Source organism: Rhodospirillaceae bacterium, from assembly GCA_028819475.1.
In the GTDB taxonomy this organism is placed as follows: domain Bacteria; phylum Pseudomonadota; class Alphaproteobacteria; order Bin65; family Bin65; genus Bin65.
Map to the genome: position 1 here is coordinate 56,206 of JAPPLJ010000005.1, position 22,880 is coordinate 79,085.

Annotated in this window: 24 protein-coding genes; 12 read left to right on the forward strand and 12 right to left on the reverse strand. The window is 67.2% G+C overall.

Annotated features, from left to right (window positions below; translation table 11 throughout):
- Positions 1–79: 79 nt before the first annotated feature.
- Complete coding sequence (locus OXM58_01575) at positions 80–1,708, reverse strand: AMP-binding protein (GenBank protein ID MDE0147037.1); 1,629 nt, start codon at positions 1,706–1,708, stop codon at positions 80–82.
- A 19-nt stretch (positions 1,709–1,727) separates the two neighbouring features.
- A complete protein-coding gene (locus tag OXM58_01580; protein MDE0147038.1) occupies positions 1,728–3,353 on the reverse strand; it encodes an acyl-CoA synthetase in 1,626 nt (541 codons plus the stop codon).
- A 212-nt stretch (positions 3,354–3,565) separates the two neighbouring features.
- On the opposite strand from OXM58_01580, the gene OXM58_01585 reads away from it, so the two are divergent.
- The 3 genes from OXM58_01585 to OXM58_01595 all read left to right on the forward strand — a co-directional run bounded on the left by OXM58_01585 (position 3,566) and on the right by OXM58_01595 (position 6,647).
- The gene (locus OXM58_01585) at positions 3,566–5,467 is read left to right on the forward strand and encodes a propionyl-CoA synthetase (protein ID MDE0147039.1); all 1,902 of its coding nucleotides are present in this window, start codon (positions 3,566–3,568) and stop codon (positions 5,465–5,467) included.
- Positions 5,468–5,675: 208 nt separating this feature from the next.
- Positions 5,676–6,317, forward strand: a complete 642-nt coding sequence (locus tag OXM58_01590) for a DUF433 domain-containing protein (GenBank protein ID MDE0147040.1) — start codon at positions 5,676–5,678, stop codon at positions 6,315–6,317.
- Positions 6,318–6,320: 3 nt separating this feature from the next.
- A complete protein-coding gene (locus OXM58_01595; protein ID MDE0147041.1) occupies positions 6,321–6,647 on the forward strand; it encodes a DUF5615 family PIN-like protein in 327 nt (108 codons plus the stop codon).
- A 33-nt stretch (positions 6,648–6,680) separates the two neighbouring features.
- On the opposite strand, the gene OXM58_01600 is transcribed toward OXM58_01595, so the two are convergent.
- A complete protein-coding gene (locus OXM58_01600) occupies positions 6,681–7,307 on the reverse strand; it encodes a DUF1013 domain-containing protein (GenBank protein MDE0147042.1) in 627 nt (208 codons plus the stop codon).
- Positions 7,308–7,474: 167 nt separating this feature from the next.
- On the opposite strand from OXM58_01600, the gene OXM58_01605 reads away from it, so the two are divergent.
- The 5 genes from OXM58_01605 (at position 7,475) to OXM58_01625 (ending at position 10,919) form a co-directional block, all read left to right on the forward strand.
- Positions 7,475–7,657: a DUF1192 domain-containing protein gene (locus OXM58_01605; protein MDE0147043.1), complete on the forward strand. Its 183-nt coding sequence runs from the start codon at positions 7,475–7,477 to the stop codon at positions 7,655–7,657.
- A 239-nt stretch (positions 7,658–7,896) separates the two neighbouring features.
- Positions 7,897–8,877: an IS1595 family transposase gene (locus OXM58_01610; protein ID MDE0147044.1), complete on the forward strand. Its 981-nt coding sequence runs from the start codon at positions 7,897–7,899 to the stop codon at positions 8,875–8,877.
- Positions 8,874–9,299 carry a hypothetical protein gene (locus OXM58_01615; protein ID MDE0147045.1) on the forward strand — a complete coding sequence of 142 codons (426 nt, stop codon included), beginning with the start codon at positions 8,874–8,876 and terminating at the stop codon, positions 9,297–9,299. Before OXM58_01610 ends, OXM58_01615 begins: the two co-directional genes overlap by 4 nt.
- Complete coding sequence (locus OXM58_01620) at positions 9,292–10,749, forward strand: DNA methyltransferase (protein MDE0147046.1); 1,458 nt, start codon at positions 9,292–9,294, stop codon at positions 10,747–10,749. The genes OXM58_01615 and OXM58_01620 overlap by 8 nt, the downstream gene beginning before the upstream one ends.
- Entirely contained in the window at positions 10,746–10,919 is a 174-nt protein-coding gene (locus OXM58_01625; GenBank protein MDE0147047.1) for a hypothetical protein, read from the forward strand. The genes OXM58_01620 and OXM58_01625 overlap by 4 nt, the downstream gene beginning before the upstream one ends.
- 231 nt (positions 10,920–11,150) lie before the next feature.
- On the opposite strand, the gene OXM58_01630 is transcribed toward OXM58_01625, so the two are convergent.
- The gene (locus OXM58_01630; GenBank protein ID MDE0147048.1) at positions 11,151–11,555 is read right to left on the reverse strand and encodes a tellurite resistance TerB family protein; all 405 of its coding nucleotides are present in this window, start codon (positions 11,553–11,555) and stop codon (positions 11,151–11,153) included.
- Between the two features lie 73 nt (positions 11,556–11,628).
- Positions 11,629–14,418 (reverse strand): ATP-dependent DNA helicase, encoded by a 2,790-nt coding sequence (locus OXM58_01635; protein MDE0147049.1) that lies wholly within the window; start codon positions 14,416–14,418, stop codon positions 11,629–11,631.
- A gap of 185 nt (positions 14,419–14,603) precedes the next feature.
- Between OXM58_01635 and OXM58_01640 the strand changes: the two genes are divergently transcribed.
- A complete protein-coding gene (locus OXM58_01640; GenBank protein ID MDE0147050.1) occupies positions 14,604–14,876 on the forward strand; it encodes a hypothetical protein in 273 nt (90 codons plus the stop codon).
- 40 nt (positions 14,877–14,916) lie between these two features.
- Here the strand turns inward: OXM58_01640 and OXM58_01645 are convergent, their stop codons facing one another.
- Positions 14,917–15,750, reverse strand: a complete 834-nt coding sequence (locus OXM58_01645) for an outer membrane beta-barrel protein (GenBank protein MDE0147051.1) — start codon at positions 15,748–15,750, stop codon at positions 14,917–14,919.
- A 128-nt stretch (positions 15,751–15,878) separates the two neighbouring features.
- Here OXM58_01645 and OXM58_01650 point away from each other — a divergent pair, with 128 nt between their 5' ends.
- On the forward strand, positions 15,879–17,546 hold the full coding sequence (locus OXM58_01650; GenBank protein ID MDE0147052.1) for a lysine--tRNA ligase: 1,668 nt from the start codon (positions 15,879–15,881) through the stop codon (positions 17,544–17,546).
- 369 nt (positions 17,547–17,915) lie between these two features.
- Positions 17,916–18,494, forward strand: coding sequence for a phasin family protein (locus OXM58_01655; protein ID MDE0147053.1), 579 nt, complete (start codon positions 17,916–17,918; stop codon positions 18,492–18,494).
- Positions 18,495–18,652: 158 nt separating this feature from the next.
- On the opposite strand, the gene OXM58_01660 is transcribed toward OXM58_01655, so the two are convergent.
- From OXM58_01660 to OXM58_01685, 6 genes are all read right to left on the reverse strand, one after another.
- Entirely contained in the window at positions 18,653–19,543 is an 891-nt protein-coding gene (locus OXM58_01660) for a branched-chain amino acid aminotransferase (protein MDE0147054.1), read from the reverse strand.
- Positions 19,544–19,935: 392 nt separating this feature from the next.
- The gene (locus tag OXM58_01665) at positions 19,936–20,310 is read right to left on the reverse strand and encodes a PIN domain-containing protein (GenBank protein ID MDE0147055.1); all 375 of its coding nucleotides are present in this window, start codon (positions 20,308–20,310) and stop codon (positions 19,936–19,938) included.
- 3 nt (positions 20,311–20,313) lie between these two features.
- Positions 20,314–20,517 (reverse strand): type II toxin-antitoxin system VapB family antitoxin, encoded by a 204-nt coding sequence (locus OXM58_01670; protein MDE0147056.1) that lies wholly within the window; start codon positions 20,515–20,517, stop codon positions 20,314–20,316.
- Positions 20,518–20,601: 84 nt separating this feature from the next.
- Positions 20,602–20,733: a hypothetical protein gene (locus OXM58_01675; GenBank protein MDE0147057.1), complete on the reverse strand. Its 132-nt coding sequence runs from the start codon at positions 20,731–20,733 to the stop codon at positions 20,602–20,604.
- Positions 20,734–20,769: 36 nt separating this feature from the next.
- Entirely contained in the window at positions 20,770–21,570 is an 801-nt protein-coding gene (locus tag OXM58_01680) for an NYN domain-containing protein (protein MDE0147058.1), read from the reverse strand.
- A 180-nt stretch (positions 21,571–21,750) separates the two neighbouring features.
- Complete coding sequence (locus OXM58_01685) at positions 21,751–22,383, reverse strand: helix-turn-helix transcriptional regulator (protein MDE0147059.1); 633 nt, start codon at positions 22,381–22,383, stop codon at positions 21,751–21,753.
- Between the two features lie 14 nt (positions 22,384–22,397).
- Between OXM58_01685 and OXM58_01690 the strand changes: the two genes are divergently transcribed.
- The gene (locus OXM58_01690; protein ID MDE0147060.1) at positions 22,398–22,559 is read left to right on the forward strand and encodes a hypothetical protein; all 162 of its coding nucleotides are present in this window, start codon (positions 22,398–22,400) and stop codon (positions 22,557–22,559) included.
- The last annotated feature ends 321 nt before the right edge of the window (positions 22,560–22,880 follow it).

Sequence of the window (22,880 nt, forward strand, 5' to 3'; positions counted from 1 at the left end):
TCTGAAGAGGGGGAAGGATAGAATTGCGGCGTGAAGCCATTTCGCAGAGAAATTCCAGGCGAAGGGATTTCAGCCCGGCTCAGCGCGGGCTTTCGGCCGGCGCTCCGGAGCGTGCCAACGCATCCAGACGCGCTTGGGCCAACTGCTGGAGCTTGCGGCGCTGGACCTTGGTTCCGTTGGGGCTGGGCGTCGTCGGGAATTCCGCGATCTCCCAGACGGCAACCGGCGCCTTGTAGGCGGCGAGCCCGGCCCGGCAATGGTCGATCACCGCCGCCGCCGAAACCTTCGCGCCCGCTTCGGGGATGACGAAGGCGGCGCAGCGGGGTTTGCCGCCGGCCGTGACGCCGACGACCTGCGATGCGGCGACCCCCGCCACTTCGTCGATCCGGGCCATGATCTCTTCCGGCGCGACCAGGAAGCCGCCGAGCCGCAGGGCGTCGCCCATGCGGGCGAGGAACACGAAGCCGGTCTCGTCCAGGTAGCCGGCGTCTCCCGTGCGCAGGAAGCCGTCATTGTCGAACGCTTCGGCGGTCGCTTCGGGATTGCCGAAATAACCGAGCATCCGGTTCGGCGTGCGGATTTCCAGGGCGCCGGTTTCCCCCTCGCCCAAGAGTGCGCCGGACGCCGGGTCGCGCACCCGGACGGCGGTCGCCGCGCAGACCGGCCGCCCTGCCCCCTTGATCCGCTGTCCGCGCGGCGCATCGGGCGGCTGGGCGGCGAACAGGGCCATCACCTCGCTCATGCCGTAGAGGCCGACCAGCGGCACGCCGTGGGCCTCGCAGCGGTCCATCAGCGCGCCGGGATCGCCGTTGAAGGCGGCGAAGCCGGCCATGCGCAGGCTGCGCAGCGCCGTCCGGTCCGCGTCGAGATCGAGCATGGCGTGGAGCATGTCGTCGGTCGCGACCAGGTGGGTGATGCGCCGGCCGCGAATCGCCGCGACGCTCGTTTCCGCGGAAAAGCTCTCCTCCAGCAGCATCGGGCGGCCCGCGGCGACGGCCGCCAGGGCCCAGCAGAAGCCGAAGACGCCGCACAGGGGCAGCGTCTGGAGCAGCGGCGATGCATCGTCGGTCATCCCGAAAGCCCGGATCACATCCATTGCGTGGCGGGTCACGCTCCGCTGGCTGTGCAGGACGAATTTCGGTTTGTCGGTCGTGCCCGAGGTCGTGAAGATGGCGACGCCGGCCTCCGGCAGCCCGTCGCTGCCGAGCAAAGGCAGGTCCGACGCCGCGCCGCGGTCCATGAATTCGCCGAATCCCATTGCCGGAATGTCGCCGAGTTGCGCGGGACCGCCTTCGCCCCCCGCCGGGAACACCGACACCACGGCGGCAAGCGAATCCACGTCCGCCGGATCGACCCCGGCGAGGATCGCCGGAAAATCGATGCCGCGGAAATCCGGCCACAGGAACAGCGCCTTCGCCCCGGACCGGCCGACGATGTCGGCAACCTCGGCGCTGCGGTAGCGCGTGTTGACCATGACCGCGATCGCGCCGATCCGGGCGGCGGCGATGAACAGCGCGAACCATTCCGGGCAGTTCGGCAGCCAGAGCGCGATCCGGTCGCCCGGCGCGACGCCGAGGCGGATCAGCGCCCGGGCCGCGTCGTCGGCCTGCTGCACCAAATCCGCGATGCCCGTCGTTTGTCCGCGGAACGTAACCTGCGTCGCCGAGGCGGCGCAGAACGCGGGGATCGACGCGCCCGGCGCGGTCATCGGAGCCGGAGCGCCCGCCTCAAAGACCGGCCGCCCGGGCGCGCAGCTTGAACTTCTGCACCTTGCCGGTCGAGGTCTTGGGCAGGCCGGTGAAGATCACCGTCTTCGGCGCCTTGTAATGGGCGAGATTGTCCCGGCAATACGCGATGATCTCGGCCTCGGTCGCCTCCTCTCCCGGTTTGAGCGTGACGAAGGCGCAGGGCGTCTCGCCCCATTTCTCGTCCGGCCGGGCGACCACGGCGGCCTCCAGCACCTTGAGATGGCCGAAGATCACGCCCTCGACCTCGATGGTCGAGATATTCTCGCCGCCGGAGATGATGATGTCCTTCGAGCGGTCGCGCAGCTCGATATAGCCGTCCGGGTGCCAGACGCCGAGGTCGCCGGAATGGAACCAGCCGCCGCGGAAGGCCTCGTCGGTCGCGTCGGCGTTCTTCAGATAGCCCTTCATCACCAGATTGCCGCGGAAGAACACCTCGCCCATGGTCGCGCCGTCCTTCGGCACCGGCGCCATCGTTTCCGGGTCGGCGACCATCAGGCCCTCCTCGACCGGATAGCGCACGCCCTGGCGCGACTTGACCCGGGCGCGCTCCTGCGGCTCCAGCGCGTCCCATTCCGGGTGCCAGGCGCAGATCGTGGCCGGGCCGTAAACCTCGGTCAGCCCGTAGACATGGGTGACGCGGAAGCCCATGGCCTCGATCCGCTCCAGCACGGCCGGCGGCGGCGGCGCGGCGGCGGTCATGATCTCGACCTTGTGCGGCAGCGGCCGGCGCTCGTCCTCCGAGGCGTTGATGACAAGGTTGAGCACCACCGGCGCGCCGCAGAAATGGGTCACGCCCTCCTCGGCGATGGCGGCGAAGATATCGGCGGCGCTGACATTGCGCAGGCAGACGCTGGTGCCCGCCACCGCCGGCAGGGCCCAGGGGAAGGTCCAGCCGTTGCAGTGGAACATCGGCAGGGTCCACAGATAGACCGGATGCTGCGGCATCGACCAGGTCACCGGGTTGCCGATCGCGCCGATATAGCCGCCGCGGTGGGAATAGACGACGCCCTTCGGATTGCCGGTCGTGCCGCTGGTGTAGTTGAGCGCGATGGCGTCCCACTCGTCGTCCGGCTCCCGGCCCGCATAGGCCGGGTCGCCGCCGGCGATGAAATCCTCATAGGTCGTTTCGCCGAGCCGGGCGCCGTCGCCGCCATATTCCGGATCGTCGACGTCGATGACGGTTATCTCGCGGCCGATCTGCCCAAGCGCGTCTTCGACGGTCGGCGCGAACTCGCGGTCGGTGATCAGGATCTTCGCTTCGCCGTGGTTCAGGATGAAGGCGATGGTCGCCGCGTCCAGCCGCGTGTTCAGCGCATTGATGACCCCGCCGGTCATGGGAATGCCGAAATGGCATTCGAACATCTCCGGGATGTTGGGCAGCATGACCGCCACGGTATCGCCCTTGCCGATGCCGCGCCGCGACAGGGCCGAGCCGAGCCGGCGCGCCCGTTCCCAGGTCTCCGACCAGGTGTAGCGCCGGGCGCCATGCACCACCGAGGGATGATCGGGAAACACCGATGCGGCGCGTTCGAGCAGCGGGATCGGCGACAGGGGCGCGAAGTTGGCCGGGTTCCGGTCGAGATGCTGTTCGTAGATGTTCGGCATGGCTTGGGGTCCGCTGGGCAGATTTCGGTGGTTGTTTTAGCGCCGGCCGCGGCAAATTCAAACGCGCGGCAATTGCGGCGCGCGGCATCGGGCGCGATTGCGCCGGGGCGCGGCCGCGATAGGCTCGGCGGCAGGATACCGCTCCCGGACCGCTCCCGGACCGCTCCCGGACCGCTCCCGGACCACCGCGCCAGGACATTGCGAGGCCCGCCATGACCCAGCCCTACGCCGACATTCACAAGCGCTCCCTGGAGGATCCGGAGGGCTTCTGGGGCGAGGCTGCCGCGGGGCTGCACTGGCACAAGCCCTGGGACCGGGTGCTCGACAGCAGCAATCCGCCCTTCTACCGCTGGTTCGCCGGGGCCGAATGCAACACCTGCTACAACGCCGTGGACCGCCATGTCGAAGGCGGCCGGGCCGATCAGCTCGCCCTGATCTACGACAGCCCGATCACCGGAGCGCAGCGCAAATACACCTATCGCGAGCTGCGCGACGCGGTGGCGGCCTTCGCCGGCGTTCTGAAGGCGCGCGGTATCGGCCGGGGCGACCGGGTCATCGTCTACATGCCGATGATCCCGGAAGCGGCCATCGCCATGCTCGCCATCGCCCGGCTCGGCGCCATCCACTCGGTCGTCTTCGGCGGGTTTGCCGCCAACGAACTGGCCGTGCGCATCGAAGACGCCGGGCCGAAGGCGATCGTCTCGGCCTCCTGCGGCATCGAGCCGGGGCGCGTCGTGGCCTACAAGCCGCTGCTCGACGAGGCGATCGAACTGTCCAGCCACAAGCCGGACTTCTGCATCGTCTACCAGCGCGAACAAGTTACGGCGGGCCTCGTGCCCGGCCGCGACGAGGACTGGGAAGAGGCGGTCGCCGGCGCAACGCCGGCCGATTGCGTGCCGGTCGCGGCGACCGACCCGCTCTACATCCTCTACACCTCGGGCACGACCGGCCAGCCCAAGGGCGTGATCCGGGACAATGGCGGCCACATGGTCGCGCTGCACTGGTCGATGAAGAACATCTACGGCGTCGAGCCCGGCGAGGCCTACTGGGCGGCTTCGGACGTCGGCTGGGTCGTCGGCCACTCCTACATCGTCTACGCCCCGCTGCTGCACGGCAACACGACCGTCCTGTTCGAGGGCAAGCCGGTCGGCACGCCGGACGCCGGCGTGTTCTGGCGGGTGATTTCCGAGCATGACGTGAAGGTCCTGTTCACCGCGCCGACCGCCTTCCGGGCGATCAAGCAGCAGGACCCGAACGGCGACCTGATCGGGAACTACGACCTGAGCGGCATGCGCTACCTGTTCCTCGCCGGCGAGCGCGCCGACCCGGACACGATCCAGTGGGCGGCGCGGCAGCTCAACGTCCCGGTGATCGACCACTGGTGGCAGACCGAGACCGGCTGGTCGATCTGCGCCAACCCGGCGGGCATCGAAATGCTGCCGGTCAAGCTCGGCTCGCCGACCCTGCCGATGCCGGGCTGGGACATGCGGGTGCTGGACGAGAACCAGCAGGAAGTGGCGCCGGGCGAGGTCGGCGCGCTGGTCGCGAAACTGCCGCTGCCGCCGAGCTGCCTGCCCAACCTGTGGAACGCCGAGGCGCGCTTCCTCGAATCCTACCTCGAAGAGTACCCCGGCCACTACAAGACCGGCGACGCCGGCTTCATCGACGAGGACGGCTATGTCTTCGTGATGACCCGGACCGACGACGTGATCAACGTCGCCGGCCACCGGCTCTCGACCGGCGGCATGGAGGAGGTCCTGGCCGACCATCCGGACGTCGCCGAATGCGCGGTGATCGGCGTGGCCGACGCCATGAAGGGCCAGATTCCGTTCGGATTTCTCGTGCTGAATGCCGGCGTGGCGCGCGACGACGGCGAGATCGTCCGGGAAATCGTCGGCATGGTGCGCCAGCGCATCGGGCCGGTGGCGGCGTTCAAGTCGGCGGTGGTCGTCCCGCGCCTGCCCAAGACGCGCTCCGGCAAGATCCTGCGCGGCACGATGCAGAAGATCGCCGACGACGAGGCCTGGAAGATGCCGGCGACGATCGACGACCCGGCGATCCTCGATGAGATCACCGCGGCGCTGCAATCGGCGGGATACGCGAAGGGGGCTTAGGCCGAGGCTGGCCGGCGGCCCGACAATCGGACAAGCGGCACGCCCGTCGCGTTTCCCTTTCGGCGTTGCGATACATGGGCTTCAGTATGCAGTTCCAAACGTCGAGCGCGTCCCGATACCTGCTGTAATGTCGATTCTTGTTGACTTTCAATTACACCTGTTTTACCTTATACCTATCTTACGTAAATTTTAACATGCGGTAACTGACATGGCGACACTCAGCTTGGTTGCCGATCGGGATCAGGCAATTGCCAACATCCTGCGCTATCAGACCGAACTTGCGGATAGACCGCGCGGCGCCGGTTTGCGCAATCTGATGTCGATGGTTCATGCATGGTACGCCGCCAAGCCGGATGGCGAGCGGTGGTTCTTTGCGCCCTCGAAATTCGTCGGGTATTCGAACAACACGGCAGAAGCCTATTTCTCTGAACGGAATGAGCGGGACGGCCGGCAGACAGAACGCGTTCTCCAGCAATGGTTCCATACCGTCGAACCCGGCACGCACCGGGCTGACGCCCTGGAAAGCGAACTGCGGGCCTTCCTGAGCAGGTACGGGCACTCGGCGCCGCGCAAGGGCGCCAGAATCTGTATCCCTACCGAAATCCTCGGCCGCAGGGCCGATGCCCCGCAGACGCCGGCCCGGGTCGCCATCGATCCGGCGATCTGCGCCGGCCGCCCGCACATCCGGGGAACCCGGGTCCGGGTCTCCGACATTTTGGAGCTTCTGGCGTCCGGCGCGGCGGCGGCGGAAATCCTCGACGACTATCCCTATCTCGAAGAAGCGGATCTGAACGCCGCGCTCGCCTATGGGGCGACGGCAACCGACCATCGCATCGTGATTGCCGCCTGATCCATGCGCTTCCTGATCGATGCCCAGTTGCCGCCGGGCCTCGCGCGATGGCTTTCGGATCGGGGGCACGCCTGCGATCATGTCAACGAAATCGGTCTCGGTGCGGCCGCGGACGGCGAAATCGAAGCGTGGGCGCGCGCGGCGCAGGCCGTCATCTGGTCCAAGGATGCCGACTTCGCCGACCGGGCCCGGCGCGAACCGGGTCTGCAAGTGGTCTGGCTGCGCTGGGGGAATACCACCAACGCCGCGCTTCGGGCCCGGCTGGTGCCGCACCTCGAGGAGATCGAAACTGCCCTGGAGGCAGGGGAGGTTCTTGTAGAGATTCGCTGAATGGGCGGAACCGTCCGATCCGGACGCCGGCCCCTAAGCCCGCTCGCTGCCCGGAAGGTCGCTGACCAGCGACGAAATTCCGAAATCGATCGCCGGTTTTGGTTCCGGCGCCGGTTCCGCCTTCTCGTTTTCCTTCTGAACCCGGGCGCGGCCGATTTCGACGGCGGCGTTGTAGTCGCCGTAGCTGCACAGGCCCAGATCCATCGGATCGCGCCCGCGGATGTTCGAGCTGTTCCAGTGGGAGCGGTCGCGCACCGCGTTGATCGTGGTCTTGGTCGTCCCCAGCAGCTTGGAAATCTGGGCGTCGGTGAGTTCGGGATGATGCTTGAGCAGCCAGGCGATCCCGTCCGGCTTGTCCTGGCGCTTGGCGATCGGCGTGTAGCGCGCGCCCCTGGAGCGCTGCACCGGCGTCGGAATATCGGTTTCTTTCAGGACAAGACTGGCCGTGGGATCGGCCTGGCAGCGGTCGATCTCTTCCTGGGTCAGCTGCTCCGCCTGGATCGGGTCGATCCCGGCCATGCCGGAGACGATATCCTCGTCGGCGATCGCCTGGACCTCCAGCTCGTGCAGTTCGCAGAATTCGGCAATCTGCCCGAAGGTCAGCGCCGTATTCTCGACCAGCCACACGGCTGTCGCTTTCGGCATCATCGGCCGGTTCATCGCAACCCTCCTGCGGAAAAATGATTCGCGCGCCGGAATTCGGGCGCTCAGGCGGCGCGGGCGTCGTTGCCGTGGTTTTTGGCGGCCCGGCGAAGGCGTGATATAGGCAACGGGCGCGCCTGCGTCCAGACAGGCGCGGGCCGTGCGAAGCGGAGGGAGGCAGCGTCTTGGATACCGACGATCTCGAACCCGCCGCGCGGCCGGCCGGCAAGCCGGACATGGACCTGATGTCCATCGACGAACTGAACGACTATATCGCAGGCCTTCAGGCGGAAATCGACCGCGCCCGCGCCGCCATCGCCGCCAAGCAGGACTACAAGAGCGGCGCGGAAGCGTTTTTCAAGAGCTAGGCGACGCTGCCGCGCCGCCGGCCGCCCCCTCCGAAGAGAATTCCTCCACAAGAATAACCGCGAACGGGATACGACAGAGCAAGCAAAGCGTCCCCTCCCCTTGGGATTCCTCTGCGAAAGGCCATGAGCCGGGCCGCGGCAAACTTGTCCTTCCCCCTCTTCAGAGGGAAATTATATACTTGACCGAACAGCCGATCATCCCTATATACTAGGTGTAACAAAGGTTTGAGGCAAAGACGATGGCGCAGAAGGGACCGGGAAAGGCACACCGCGAAGGCATTAGCCTGATCGAGTTGACCGAGATGTTCCCGGACGAGGCCGCGGCGACCGCATGGTTCGAGTCGAAGGTTTGGCCGGAGGGCCGTCACTGCCCGCACTGCGGATCGTGCGAAACCGTTGAAGCCCCGGCGACCAAGAAGCAGCCCTATTGGTGTCCCGACTGCCGCAAAGGCTTTTCGGTGCGGATCGGCACGGCGCTTGAGCGGTCGCGCGTTCCGCTCCGCAAGTGGGTCTTCGCCATCTATCTCGAAATGGTGTCGCTCAAGGGCGTATCGTCCATGCGCTTGCATCGGGACCTGAAAGTGACGCAGAAGACGGCATGGTTCATGTTGCAGCGGATCAGGGAAGCCTGGGCCGATGAAATGGCGCAGTTTGCCGGACCGGTTGAGGCGGATGAGACCTACATCGGGGGCCTGCGCAAGAACATGTCGCAGTCGAAGCGGAAAGCGCTGAAAGGCACCGGAACCGGCGCGGCGGGCAAGACCATCGTCGCCGGTGTGAAAGACCGGGATACCAACCGCGTCAGCGCGGGGATCGTTCCCGATACCAGCACCGCGACGTTGACGGCGTTTGTCGAGCGCCGGACGGACCCGGCGGCGACGGTCTACACCGATGAGCATTCAGCCTATCTCGGCTTGGACCGCCCGCATGAGGCGGTGAATCACTCGGCAGGCGAGTACGTCCGGGACGGCGAAATTCACACGCAGGGGATCGAGTCGTTCTGGTCCATGTTCGAGCGCGGTTTCCACGGCACATACCACAAGATCAGCCCGAAGCATCTTGGCCGCTACGTCCGCCAGTTCGCCGGCAAGCACAACGTCCGGGAAGCGGACACGGCAGACCAAATGGCGAGCGTCGTTACCGGCCTGATCGGCAAGCGCCTGATGTACCGGGAACTGATTGCCGACAACGGACTGGCAAGCGGGGCGCGGGCGGTATGACCGAAGAAGAACGCCGGCAACGAAATTGGGTTGCCATCCGTGCGGACTGCACGGTGCAGGGGACGTTCGAGCAAATCGTCGATACCATTGAACGCGATGTCGAACGGTTCAACAAACTCGACCCGGCGAAAAGGTTGCAACGAACTCTCAGGTGTGAACGAAAAAACATGTCAGTTTTGTTCGTCGGGCGGCTGAACAGTCAGAATGATTGGGTCGAAGAAGAAGAATCGCCGGGAGTAAAAATCGAAGTCCGCGCGGCGACTAAAATCCATGCTTTCCACGGTAAGCAATGCCTGTTTCAGACCCGGCATGAATGGAACGAGGATACGCTTGCCTGCGATCTGAAAATCGACGGCAAGTGCTACTCGATTTGGCAAGTCAGTCAGAAGGCCATCGGCGACCTGATGTTCGGCGATGACTGAATCTGCCAACTGGCAGAACCGCACGCTTTTCCACGGCGACAACCTTGGCTTTCTCCGGGCCATGAATAGCGAGTCCGTCGATTTGATCGCGACGGACCCGCCGTTCAACAAGGGGCGGGACTTCCACGCCACTCCGGACAGCCTCGCCGCCGGCGCCAAGTTTCAAGACCGCTGGTCATGGGAACGCGACGTGCACGAAGACTGGTCCGATCAAATCCGGGACGATTACCCGTTCCTGATGGAAGCCATCGAGTCGGCGCGATACGCGCATAGCGACGGCATGGGCGCGTACATGTGCTTCATGGCGGTTCGATTGCTCGAAATGCGGCGGCTGTTGAAGCCGACCGGCTCGATCTACCTGCACTGCGACCCCACCGCCTCGCACTACCTGAAAGCGTGCATGGACGCGATATTCGGATGGCGGAACTTCCGGAACGAAATCGTTTGGAAGCGGACGCCAGCGAAGGCATTGATGACGAAGCGGCTGCCGACGAACCACGACGTGATCCTGTCTTATCAGCGAAGCGACCAAGCTGCATGGAATTCAGATGTCGTTTTCCGTCCATACGACGAGTCGAATATGGACGAGAAAACGGCGTCGAAATACCGCCATAGGGACGATGGCGGTCGCCTGTATCGACTGGATAATCTGATCAATCCGAACCGCGACCGCCCGAATTTGACCTATGAGTTTCTCGGCGTCACGCGGGTGTGGCGCTGGACGCGCGAGCGGATGGAAGCGGCCCATGCCGAGGGTCGGGTTGTCCAGACCGGGCCGGGCCGCGTTCCTCAACTGAAACGTTACTTGGACGAACAGAGGGGTCGCCCCATGGGCGATGTCTGGAACGATGTCGCTCCCATCAACTCGCGAGCCGACGAGCGCGTTGGCTACCCGACGCAGAAGCCGTTGGCGCTGTACGAGCGCGTCATAGCTGCCAGTAGCAACCCCGGCGAGATTGTCTGCGATCCCTTTGCCGGCTGCGCTACGACGCTTGTCGCGGCCGAGAAATTGCAACGCCAATGGGTCGGCATGGACATTTGGGAAAGCGCGCACCGGCTGGTCACGGAGCGCCTGCGGGATACGACCGGACTGTTCGGGGAAGTGACGTTCACCGATGCGCCGCCAGAGCGGACGGACGATGGCGGCGAGGCCGCGCCGTTCCTGCGCGTCAAGCAACGGGTCAAAGAGCCGGAGGGGCCGCGCTGGACGCGTGCCGAAATGTACGCGCACTTGCTCGATCAGCACGGCCCCGTTTGCCAGGGCTGCGACCGATCATTCGACGATCCGCGCTACCTGGAACTGGATCACAACGTCCCGCGCAGCGACGGCGGGATCAACCATGTGACCAACCGGATTCTACTCTGCGGGCCGTGCAACCGGCTCAAGTCGAACATCTTCACGCTGTCGGGATTATGGCGCGAAAACAAGAAACGGGGATACATGCGATGACGGACAAGCCGAAGCCGCCGCCGAAGGTGGAAGTTCTGAACCCGCGCTATGCGGGCGCTACGCCGGATATGGTGGCCCGCGCGCTGCTGAAGCACAAGCCGAAGGGCGGCGGCGGAAAGGGCGAGCCATCCCCTGTCATAGCCGACCGCCCTGTTCGGTCAAGTATATAATTCCCCTTCAGAGGGGGAAGTGGCCGAGCGCAGCGAGGTCGATGGGGGTGTCCGCGCACCGGCAAGGCCGTGCCTGACACCACTGCACCCCCACCTGACCTCCCCCTCTGAAGAGGGGGAGGGATAGGAAAGCGTCCGTTGGCGGATACTTGCGGCTTTTCGCAGAGGAATCCCAAGGGGGAATTCCGGGGAGTGCAAACCGGTTACACAGGTAACAGTCCGGCCGCTCCCCTACAGCGTCGTATGCCGCGCGCGGGCGGCGCGTTCGATCGCGGCGGCGGCGAGGCGGTCGACGCCCAGGGAATGGCGCAGCATCTGGAGGAGGTAGGCCTCTTCCTCCTCGACCTTGCCGTCCGCCGCGGCGATGTCGCAGGCGACGGCATAGACGGTCTCGCGCAGCTTCGGCGGCGTGCCCTCGGCGATCAGCCCCAGGGTCTTCTCCAGCCCGTCCTCGTCGGCCAGCAGCGCCGCGCAGTCCCGCGCCGCGGCCGGCAGATCGTCGACCGGAAAATCCCGGAACACCGGCAGGATCGTCACGAGCTGGCCCATGCGGCGCAGTTCGGCGTCGGTCATTTCCCGGTCCGCCGCCGAGACGATGACCATGGTGTAGATCAGGGCGTTGTGATGCTGGCTCATGCCGGGGGGCTCCGCCGTGACGTCGGCGCGGATCGCGCGGTGGACCGGCACTTAGGGGGCCGGCAGGGCGGAATCAACCGGCCAGAAACGCACGCGTTTCCCGCACGGCTTCGGCGAGGCCGGTGCGCCGCACGTCGACGCCGTCCGGGAACGCCGTCGTGAGGCGCGTCGGCAGGCGCGAATCGAGCAGGACGAACACGCCGCGGTCGTCCTTGCGCCGGATCAGCCGGCCGAACGCCTGTTTCAGCCTGAGCCGGGTCTGCATGTCGTCCCACGCCGCGCCGCCGAAGCGCGCGCGCCGCGCCCGGTGCAGGCGGTCGGGCCGGGGCCAGGGCACCCGGTCGAAGACGATCAGGCGCAGCGCGTCGCCGGGCACGTCGATGCCGTCGCGCACCGCGTCGGTGCCGAGCAGGCAGGCGTTGCGCTCGGCGCGGAACAGGTCGACCAGGGTCGCCACGTCGAAGCCGTCGACATGCTGGGCGAGCAGCGGCAGGCCGGCGTCGTCGAGCGGTTCGGCGAGGCGCTCGTGGGCGGCGCGCAGGCGGGCGATGGCGGTGAACAGGCCGAGCGCGCCGCCCCCGGCCGCGATGAAGAGTTCCCGGTAGGCCGCGGCGACCTGGTCGGCATTGCCGCCGTTCACGTCGCGCACGACGAAAATCCGGGTCTGGGCCGGATAGTCGAAGGGCGAGGCGACGGCGAAACGCGCGGTCGGCCCGTCGAGATGGCGCACGCCGAAGCGCAGGTCGGCGGACGCCCAGCCCTCGTCCCCTTCCCCCTTGTCGTCGGCGCGGGTCCGGTCCTTCATGGTCGCCGACGTCATGAGGAGGCCGTGGGCCTGACGCGACAGGACGGCGGCCAGCGGTTCCATCGGATCGATCCAGCGCCGGTGCATGCCGATATCGATGTCGCGGCCGGACCGGCGGTCGACCGCGAACCAGTCGACGAACTCGTCCGGGGGATCGGACTTCAGCGTTTCCAGCATGGCGCGCCAGGCGGCGAGCGGCATCAGGGCGCGGCGCAGGATGCTGCGCGCCGCGCCGTCGAGCCGTTGCCGGGTCGCGGTATCGAGCGTCTCGGCCTCCGAATCGAGCATGTCTTCGAGAGCCAGCCGGAGGCGCTTCAGCGGCTCGGCCAGCCCGAGCAGGACCGCGTCCAGGTCGCCCGCGCATTCGAGCAGCGCCTCCGGAACCGGCCGGATATCGGCTTCGAGGCCGTAGAGGCTGTCGCGCTCCGGGCTGCGGGCATAGACCTGCTCGCGGACGGCGGCGAGGAACCGCTCCGCCGTGCCCTGCGGGTTGCCTTCGCCCAATCGCTGCAGCCAGCCCTGCGCCGGCAGTTGGGCGGCGTGGCGCAATACCCGGTCCAGCGCCTCCGCCGCGCCGTCGTCCTCCACGATCAGGTCGCCGATCCGGTTGTTCAGGCCGCGCACCCGCGACCGGCGGCCGGCCGCCGCTTCGGCCCCGCGCAGCCAGCGCCGCAGGTCGGCGGTCTCCTGCCCGCTTAGATGGGCGGCGAAGGCCGAATCCGCCGCGCCGAACAGGTGGTGGCCCTCGTCGAAGACCAGCCGGGCCGGGGCGTGCGGATCGCCCAGACGATCACGGGGATGGACCGCCGCCATCGCCGTCTGCGCCATGACCAGGGCATGGTTGGCGACGACGATGCGGGCGCGCCGGGCGCGCCGGGCGCTGTGTTCGACGAAGCAGCGGCTGTAGTGGCGGCAGGCGGCATAGACGCACTCGCCGCGATGGTCGGTGAGCGCATCGATCCGGCCGCGGCCGATCCGGTCGGCGAGCCAGCCCGGCAGGTCGCCGGCGACCAGGGCGCCGTCCCGCGTCGCCGTCAGCCAGCGCGCCACGAGGCCGAGACTGACCGCCTCCTCCCGGCGCGTGCGGGCGACGGCGACGGCGTCGTCGAGGTTGAGCAGGCAGAGATAGTTCTCGCGGCCCTTGCGCAGCACGGCCTTGCGCGCCTTCTCGGCCGGGTCCGGATAGAGCCGGTCGAGCTCGCCGTCGATCTGGTTCTGCAGGTTGCGCGTGAAGGTCGAGAGCCAGACCGCGCCGCTGTTCTTCTCCGCCCACAGGCTGGCGGGCGCGACATAGCCGATGGTCTTGCCGACGCCGGTGCCCGCTTCGGCGAGCACGACATTCGGCGCGTCCTCGGCAAGGCGCGGCACGAAGGCGCCCGCCGCCGCCGCGGCGTAGTCCACCTGTTCGGGGCGCTCTTCGGCCTCCTCCGGCACCAGGGCAGCCAATCGGGCGCGCGCTTCCTCCGCCGATACGGGCCGGTCACCCGGCGGCGGCTCAGGCGCCCGCTCGGCCCATTCCGGCAGGTCACGCCACGCTTCCAGGCCGGCCATCGCGCCGGGGCGCCCGGCCTCGGCCGCGGGGATGTGCAGGGCCGCCAGCACCGGGCCGGCCCAGCTCCAGCCGCCGGCCGCCATGGCGCGGGCGATCGGGCGCGCGCCCGACAAATTCCGGGCCTCCGGGTCGTCGGCGAGATCGGCAATCTCTTCCAGCAGCGATGCGGCTGCGGCGGTGAGCGTATCGGCTTCTTCGGCGGGCGTGTGCGGTTTGGCCAGGCTCAGCGCGGCTGCAATCCCGGCCGGCGTCGGCAGGCAGAAGACGCCGGGCCGGGCGAAGGCGAACAGGTCGAGGATATCCCGGCCCGGAAAGCGCCGGACGCCGAGCCGCCGCGCGATCCCGGCGCCGTAGCAGTGCAGCGGCAGCACCCGGTCCGCGTCCGCAGCCAGTTTCCCGGCAAGCGTCGGCAGGGTGAGCGGCTCGTCGACGCCGCCGGTCCGCCACAGCGCTGCGCGCGACCCGACGACCAGCACGGCGCCGGGCAATCCATCGATCCCGGTCATAACCGATCTTGCAGCCGTTTCGCCCTCCGCCGCCACCGGCAATTCGACAGGCCCCGGAACCGGCGCCGGCAGACAAGGCCCGACTGGCAAGGCCCGACAGCCAGGGCCCGACAGACAAGGCGGCGTGCGCCGGTCCGGCGTTTCACCGATTGACCTTACCGGCCCGCCGGGACTATCGTCACGGCATGGATTTCGCCCCGGACACCTACGCGATTATCGGCACGATCCTTGCCGTCGGCTTCGCCCTGGCCGGCATGGGCTGGCGCATGGCGAGCCGCCTCGACAAGCGGATCGGCGAAGACAGAGCCTCCGCCGAAGCCGACCGCCGCGCTGCAAGGGCCGCGGCAGACGCCGACCGGCGGCAATGGCAGGCGTCCATGGACGCCTTCCGGCAGGAGATGCTGCGCCTTGCCGAACGCCAGTCCCATATCGAAGGCCGGATCGAAGCCGCCGAATAACCGCCGCCCGGCGCCGGGCACAAGGGCCGGCTTCCGGCCTTCAGAATTCGCCGAAGACGTAGCGCAGGGACAGGCGGACGCCGTGGCCTGCAAACCGCGCCCGGGTCGGCGCGAGATCGAGCGGCCGCGGCTCCTGGCTGCCGTCGTGCCAGACCACCCGGCCCGGCCCGCGTTTCGTGCGGACCGCGCCGAGGTCGGTGTAGCGCCAGGCGAGATCGAGCGTCACCCGCTCGCCCAGCGCGACCGCAACCCCGGCCGTCGCCATCCAGGCCAGCCCCGTCCGGGTCCCGCCCGGCACTGTCGTCGTGGTCGTCGGAAAGGTCATGGTCGTCGTCCCGATCCGGGTACGCGCGACGCCGATGCCGGCGCCGACGAAGGGCGCCAGCGGGCCCGGCTCCGGCAGCCCCAGCGCGCCCAGGTCGACGAAGCCGGCCAGCATCCCGGACACGGAGGACAGGTTCGCCGAGACCGATTGCTGCCGCTCCGGCGCCAGAAAGTTGGTGCGGCCCCGGAAGGCAAGGTCCGGACGATACTCGACCAGCGCCTCGAACCGCGCCGCGCCGGCAGCGTAGCCCAGCCCGAGCCCGACCGCCGGCACCGTCCCGAACGCGCCGGCCGACCGGTAGGGCGCACCGTCGCCGCCGGTGCCGCAGCCGTAGAGTGCCGCGGGCATGGTGCTGGAACAGTCCTCGTCCATGAATGCCGTGTCGCCCGGCCGGTCGAGCCCGAAGCCGCCGCGCAGGTAGAATTCGCCGGCCGCGGCGGCGCCGGAGGCGAGCCACATGCCGGCTGCAACCGCCAGGGCCGCGACACGGCCGCGCCGTGCGCCGGCGCCGTTGTGCCCGCCCAACATGCCCGACCGATAGCACGGCACGCCCCAATTCCGAACCTCATTCGGACGCCCGCCGCCGGCCTGTTCCTCCATGCGGTTCCTTGTCCCAAGGCAGCGGCGGCCGGGACCGGCGCGTTGACCGGTTGTGCGGTGCGGCATAGGTAGCGCCCATGCGTATCGGGGCCGACATCGCCGAACATGCCAAGGCCTGGCCGTTCCAGGAGGCGCGGGCGCTCGCCAAGCGGCTGAACGGCCGGCTGCCCGACAAGGGCCACGTCCTGTTCGAGACCGGCTACGGCCCGTCCGGCCTGCCCCACATCGGCACCTTCGGCGAGGTCGTGCGGACCACCATGGTGCGGCGCGCCTTCGAGGCGCTGACCGGGATGCCGACCCGGCTGATCGCCTTTTCCGACGACATGGACGGGCTGCGCAAGGTGCCGGACAACGTGCCGAACCGCGACCGGCTGGCGCCCTATGCCGAAGCGAAGGACGGCGAAGGGCGGGTGATCCGCCACGGCTCGCCGCTGACCTCGACGCCGGACCCGTTCGGCGAGAGCGAGAGCTTCGCCGCGGCGAACAACGGGCGGCTGCGCGCGTTCCTCGACCGCTTCGGCTTCGACTACGAGTTCCTGAGCGCGACGGACGCCTATGCCTCGGGCCGGTTCAACGAGACAATCCTGCGGGTGCTGGAGAAATACGAGCCGGTGCGCAATATCGTCCTGCCCGAGCTCGGCGAGGCGCGGCGCAAGAGCTATTCGCCGCTCTTCCCGGTGGTGACGGCCTGGGACGACGCTGTCGGTGCGGAGCGCCGCCAGGTGGTCCACAACGCCGTCGTCGTCGAGGGCCGGCCGGCAGACGGGACGGCGGTGTTCCAGTGCGTCGACGATGGCGGCGAACGGACGGGCGAGCCGTTCGAGCACCCGGTTCTCGACGGCGGCTGCAAGATGCAATGGCGGGTCGACTGGGCATTGCGCTGGACGGCGCTCGACGTCGACTACGAGATGTCCGGCAAGGACCTGATCGATTCGGTGCGCCTCGGCGGCCGCATCTGCCGGACCATCGGCGGCAGGCCGCCGGCCGGCTTCACCTACGAGCTGTTCCTCGACGACAGGGGCGAGAAAATCTCCAAGTCGAAGGGCAACGGACTGGCGGTCGAGGAATGGCTGCGCTACGCGCCGCACGAGAGCCTGGCGCTGTTCATGTACCAGCAGCCGAAACGCGCCAAGCGGCTGTATTTCGACGTCATCCCGAAGGCGACCGACGAGTATCTGGCCTTTCTGGGCAAGGCCGGCGGACAGGACGCCGCCGAGCAGGCGGAGAATCCGGCCTGGCATATCCACGAGGGCCGCCCGCCGGCGCAGGCGACGCCGCTGTCCTTCTCCCTGCTGCTCAACCTGGCGAGCGTCGTGAACGCCGCGGACAAGGGCGTGCTGTGGGGCTTCGTCTCGCGCTATGCGCCCGAGGCGTCGCCGGCCACCCATCCGCTGCTCGACCGGCTGGCGGAATATGCTGTCGCCTATTACCGGGACTTCGTCGAGCCCGCCAAATCCTACCGCGCGCCGGAGGGCGGCGAACGGGCCGCGCTGGAAGACCTCGCGTCGGTGCTCGCGAAGATGCCGGCCGGCGCTTCGGGCGAGGATATCCAGACACAGATCTACGAGGTCGGCAAGCGCCACAGCTTCGACAATCTGCGCGACTGGTTCCGGGCGCTCTACGAGATCCTGCTCGGCCAGAGCCAGGGCCCGCGCATGGGCTCCTTCGTGGCGCTCTACGGCCTGCCGGACTTCGTTGCCCTGCTGCGCAAGGCGCTGGACGAAGACGGGCTCGGGGCGGCCTGACCGGCGCGGCGATCCGGCCTCTCTCCGCCGTCATTTCGACCGAAGGCCCGGACTTGATCCGGGGCGAGGCGGAGAAATCTTTCCCGCATCGCGCTTCGGTTCATCGCGCCGTGCCGGAGAGATATCTCCACTCCATGGTCCTTCCGGACCATTCCGGTCGATATGACGCCTGTCCCAACGGCCTGCCGCGCCCGAATCTCGCTGCAAACCGTTATTTTGTGCATTGCACAATTTTCTTCTTGACATTGCTGCACCGCGGCATATATGCCGCTCATAACGCAGCGCACAATATCCTGCCGCACTGCAACAGAAGCCGAAACGCGGCCGGTGCGCGCTGCACCCCGAAACCCGAAACAGGAAGACGAAACCATGACCGCCAGGACCGCGAAAAAGGCCGAAGCCAAGGACTTCGCCAAAGCCGGCGTCGAGCAGTTCGAAGCCGCCGTCAAGTCCGGCCAGGAGAGCGCCGAGAAGGCGCTCAAGGCCGGCAAGGAGAATGTCGACAAGGCCTACCAGGTCGGCGCCGATGCGCTGAGCGAGAATGTCGACAAGTTCTACGCCGCCGCCCGGGAGCAGTATGCCAGGGTGTGGCCGACCATGGCCCCGAAGATCGACGAGGTGGCCGAATGGAACAAGGGCAATCTCGATGCCCTGTTCGCCGCCAGCGAGATCGCCAAGAAGGGCGCCGAAACGATGGCCGGGGAACTGGCCGCGTTCAACCAGGCCGCGCTCGCCGACGCCGCCGCCACCGCGAAGGACCTGATTTCCGTCAAGTCCTATCCGGAGCTGGTGCAGAAGCAGACCGAATCGGTGCGCAGCGCGTTCGACAGGGTGGTCGCCGAGTCGACCAAGATCTCGGAAATGTCCGCCAGCCTGGCGTCCGAGGTCTCCGAGCCGCTGCAGGCCCGCTGGGCCAAGGTGAGCGAGGCGTTCCGGCCCGCCGCCTGAACCTTCCCGTCCCTCGATAGGCCCCGGATTTAATCCGGAGCTGCTCGGGACGAGGTTAGTATTTGCAAATGCAAATACCGCCGTCCGACCGTCCGTCCTCCCCGGACAGCCGAAACGAGGCCCGGAGCGCCGCTCCGGGCCTTTTTTCTTCCGCTACCTCAGGCCGCCGGGCGCAGGGGTGAGGGCTGGCGGCGCGCCCAGTCGAAATAGAGTTCGCGGGCCTGCCGGTAGACCGGGCCGGGCTGCATGTCCCTGTCCTCCACCCGGGTGCAGGGCAGCACCTTGCCGTAGTTGCCCGTGGAGAAGACCTCGTCGGCGGCCCTGACCTCCGCGAAAGTGACCCGCCGCTCCTCCACACCGACGCCGGCTTCGCGCAGCAGCGCCATCACCCGCGACCGGGTGATGCCGGCGAGGAAGGTGCCGTTGGCGACCGGCGTGACCGCGACCCCGTCGCGCACCAGGAACAGGTTGGCGGTGGCGAACTCGGCGACATTGCCGTTGCCGTCCAGCACCACGGCGTTGTCGAAGCCCTTGTCGAGGGCCTCGGCGAGGCAGCGCGCGACGTTGGGATAGAGCGCGCCGGCCTTGGCCTCGGTCAGCGCCGTCTCGGGCGTCGGCCGGCGGAACCGGGTGAGGCAGGCGGAAAACCCGGTCGGTTCGGGAATTTCCATGACCTCCAGGACCAGGGCGAATTCGGTGCCGTCCGGATCCGGGATCAGGAAGCCGCTGCCGGCAAAGAACATCGGCCGGATATAGAGCGAGCGGTCCGGGGCGTACCGTTCGATCCCTTCCCACGCCAGGGCGGCGATCTCCTCGGCCGACTTGATCGCCTTCAGGCCGAACTGCGCCGCGGAATCGACGACGCGCCGGCAGTGCAGGTCGAGATCCGGGGCGACGCCGTCGAAATAGCGGGCGCCGTCGAAAACGCTGGAGGCGAGCCAGGAGCCCGGGCCGATGGCGTCCATGACCTTGACCGGCTCGTCGTGCCACGCGCCGTCATACCAGGTCCAGGCCGTGGCGCCCGTGTCCTTGTCAACATAATGGGCCATATCGCGTCCGCTGTCTGTGGCCGGCCGGATATCGCGCGGCCGGGCGGGAAGGGGCGGCACCCTAGCACCCGGTATCGGCGCTTTGCGAGTCCGATCGCCGCCGTGCTTTGGGACCGGCGCCGCGCGCGGCCGGCCTTTCCGGCATGCTTACCGTCGTCATATCGACCGGAGCCCCGGATGCAATCCGGGGCGGAGCGGAGATATCTTTCCGGTACGGTGCAAGGTCCCGGGCGTCGCAGCGGAAAGATTTCTCCACTCGCTGCGCTCGGTCGAAATGACGGACGGGGCGCTGCGCGGGGTCGAAGTGACGAAACGGATGGATCGCCCGGCCGAAACGGCGGATGCCCTTACCACATCGCCGCCATGCCTTGGGGGCGCCGTCGTTGCGCCGGTCAGTTGTCGATCGCTTCCAGAAGCATGAAGTCGCTATCCGCCGTCTCGAGAGCGGCGCCGTGATACCGTGCGCAAGCGGCAATGAGCACGTCGGCGGCGGGCACCGTCACGCCCCGCGCCCGCGCCCGCCGGGCCAGATTGTAGGCTTCCAGCCAGACGCCTTCGTTCGCGGCAAGCTCCGGAAGCGCGTTTGCGAAGTGTCGGAGCACCTTCCGCTCCTGCTGACCGCGGGCGCCGTTCCACAGTTCGAGTTGCACCGGGGGACACCAACAGGCCTGACCGCTGGCGAGCGCCGCTACAACGCGATCCCGTACGACCGGGTCGCCATTCGGCCGAAGCATGTGAATCCAGCTCGACGTGTCGATCGGGATCAAGAATCAGGCGCCGCGGCGTTGGGCCTGAAGTTCTTCCGGCGTCATCAAATTCTCGCAGGTTCCGGCATAGCCTGCGAGTTCGGCCATGCGCATGCGGCGGTTGAAGTCTGCGATGGCGCCGACCACCGCTTCGCGCTTGGTCCGGGCCTTGGTGAACCGGACGGCCTCCTCAAGCTCGCGCTCGGGAATATCGACGGTCGTCTTCATGCCGCAAGAATGAGCGTATTTTGAAGACGCTTCAATATCCGTATCGCATACGATCGGCCCAAACCTGTCAGGACGCCGCCGCCGCTACTGGCTCGCCCAGACGATCCGGTGGATGAATTCGATCTCTTCGCGATCCAGGCTGCGGTCGTCGTGCTCGCGGTTGATCGACAGCAGCTCGACCCGGCTCGCCGTCATGCGCTGGACCTCCTTGGCCATCACCTAGCCGGCGGCGGTACGGACGACGGCCTTCCTTCAGCTATCGTCGCTGGCGTCCCGGTCGGCGGGAGCATCCCTCTGAAGCGGAGAAACGAGGCCGTCGATATGCTCGAACAAGTCGTCCGAAATGCTTTGCCGCATCGGATCGAGGATGAACTCGACGCCTTCGCGGCGCGCAAACTTGGCCGCCGGTACGAAATCGCTGTCCCCCGTTACGAGGATAATGGTGTCCGCCTGCCTCTTCAGGGCAAGGGACGCTATATCGAGCCCGATCCGCATATCGACCCCCTTTTGACGTAAGCCCAAAACTACATTTCCCGCATCCAGGCTTCGCCAAGCGGCAATCAGTTTTTCGAACTCCCGGGAACGGTCTTCGGAGAGCGGCGGCGGCGGAACGTCCCGAGCATGCAGGTAGTCATCCAGGATAGAAAGCCATTCCCCGGTTTTCAGCAATTGCTTCGTCAGTCTCGACGATATCTGCCAGTCGCCTTCCTTGACCACCTTGCCCAGACGAAGAGCGAATTTTCTTTTGCGGCGGAGAGCGTTGAATAATTCTCGCCGGAATCCCGCTTGATCGGTTGTGCCGAACGATATCCGGCGGTTGAGGACAGGATGGTGAGATACGCCTTCATAGGGCGATGCATCGTAATAGAAGAGGCGGTAGACATGATCGAGCCAACGGCTTTCCTGCGCAGACCGCGGTTCGCCGATCAGTCTTTGGACATGGCGTTTGCACAGAATTCTGGCGGTGTCGGCAACGGCGTCGGGGCTATCGCGAAATTTCGGTTCAACGACCTTCGGTAAGCGCTTGAGAAAGAACCCGCCGTCGATCAGCACGGCGATACGCCGTATCCTCATGGCTCCGGACCGCATCGAAAACAAAAAGCCCCAAGCTTTCGGCGCACGCTCGGGATAAGGGAGCGGGCGTACTCGCTTGAGGCGGATACCCGTCGAACCTAATGCGCGTCGAGACGGATTTCAACGGGCTGTTCCGATTTGCGGTCGCGCCGCAAAGCGCTACTGGCTCGCCCAGACGATCCGGTGGATGAATTCGATGTCCTCGCGATCCAGGCTGCGGTCGTCGTGCTCGCGGTTGATCGACAGCAGCTCGACCCGGCTCGCCGTCATGCGCTGGACCTCCTTGGCCATCACCTCGCCGCCGGCCGTGCGGACGACGACCCGGTCGCCGCGCCGCACGCTGGCGTCGGGCGAGACCACGATGCGGTCGCCGTCGCGATAGACCGGCGCCATGCTGTCGCCGGAAATCTCCAGCGCATAGGCGAAGCGGCCGCCCTGGTCGGGAAAGTCGACTTCGTCCCAGCCCCCGCCGGTCGGGTAGCCGGCATCGTCGAAATAGCCCGCCTCGCCGGCCTGGGCGTGGCCGATCAGCGGTATCCGCCGCACCGGCAGGTCCCCGTCCGCGCCCTGGAGCAGAGCCATGAACTCGTCGAGCGACGCGCCGGTCGCCTTGAGGACTTTCGATACGCTCTCCGTCGACGGCCAGCGCTGCCGGCCGTTCGGCATGATCCGCTTGCTCTTGTTGAAGGTCGTCGGATCGAGCCCGGCGCGGCGCGCCAGGCCGGACGCCGACATGCCGTATTTCTTTGCGAGCCGGTCGATCGCGTCCCAGACGTCGCTGTGGGTCAACATGGCGCTGCCTCCCGATGGCGAAAACGGATACCGGCGATGCCCGGCCGGCCCTTTGCCGCGGGCCGTTCCGCCGGGCGGATGTGTGCCGGACCGCCCAGGTAGGAAATATTATTTATTATTGGCCGGAAGTCCAGAAAATCAAGCAATTTTTGAAACAAACCCGCGCGTTTCCGTGAATATATTTTCTGAATAAGATTTTTACCCTTGTTAATCGAACAAATCAAGAATATATGAGCGGCGATCGCTGGAGGAGACCGCCCGATGAAAAGACCGAAATTCGCGCACAAAGGGCCCGGACCGGACGCCGCCGAGCCGTTCGACACTGCCGAGGAGGCGTGGAACAATACGGGAACTAGCACGCGAGCACGACAGGTTCAAGCGGTTTCGGGCGCGCCCGGCGGGCAAGGTTGCAGGGGAGGGTTTCAAACCCTCCCCTACGGCCCGGCATCCTCAGTCGAAGCACCCGGCCGCCGGTGCGGGCGCAGGTCCGGTGCGCT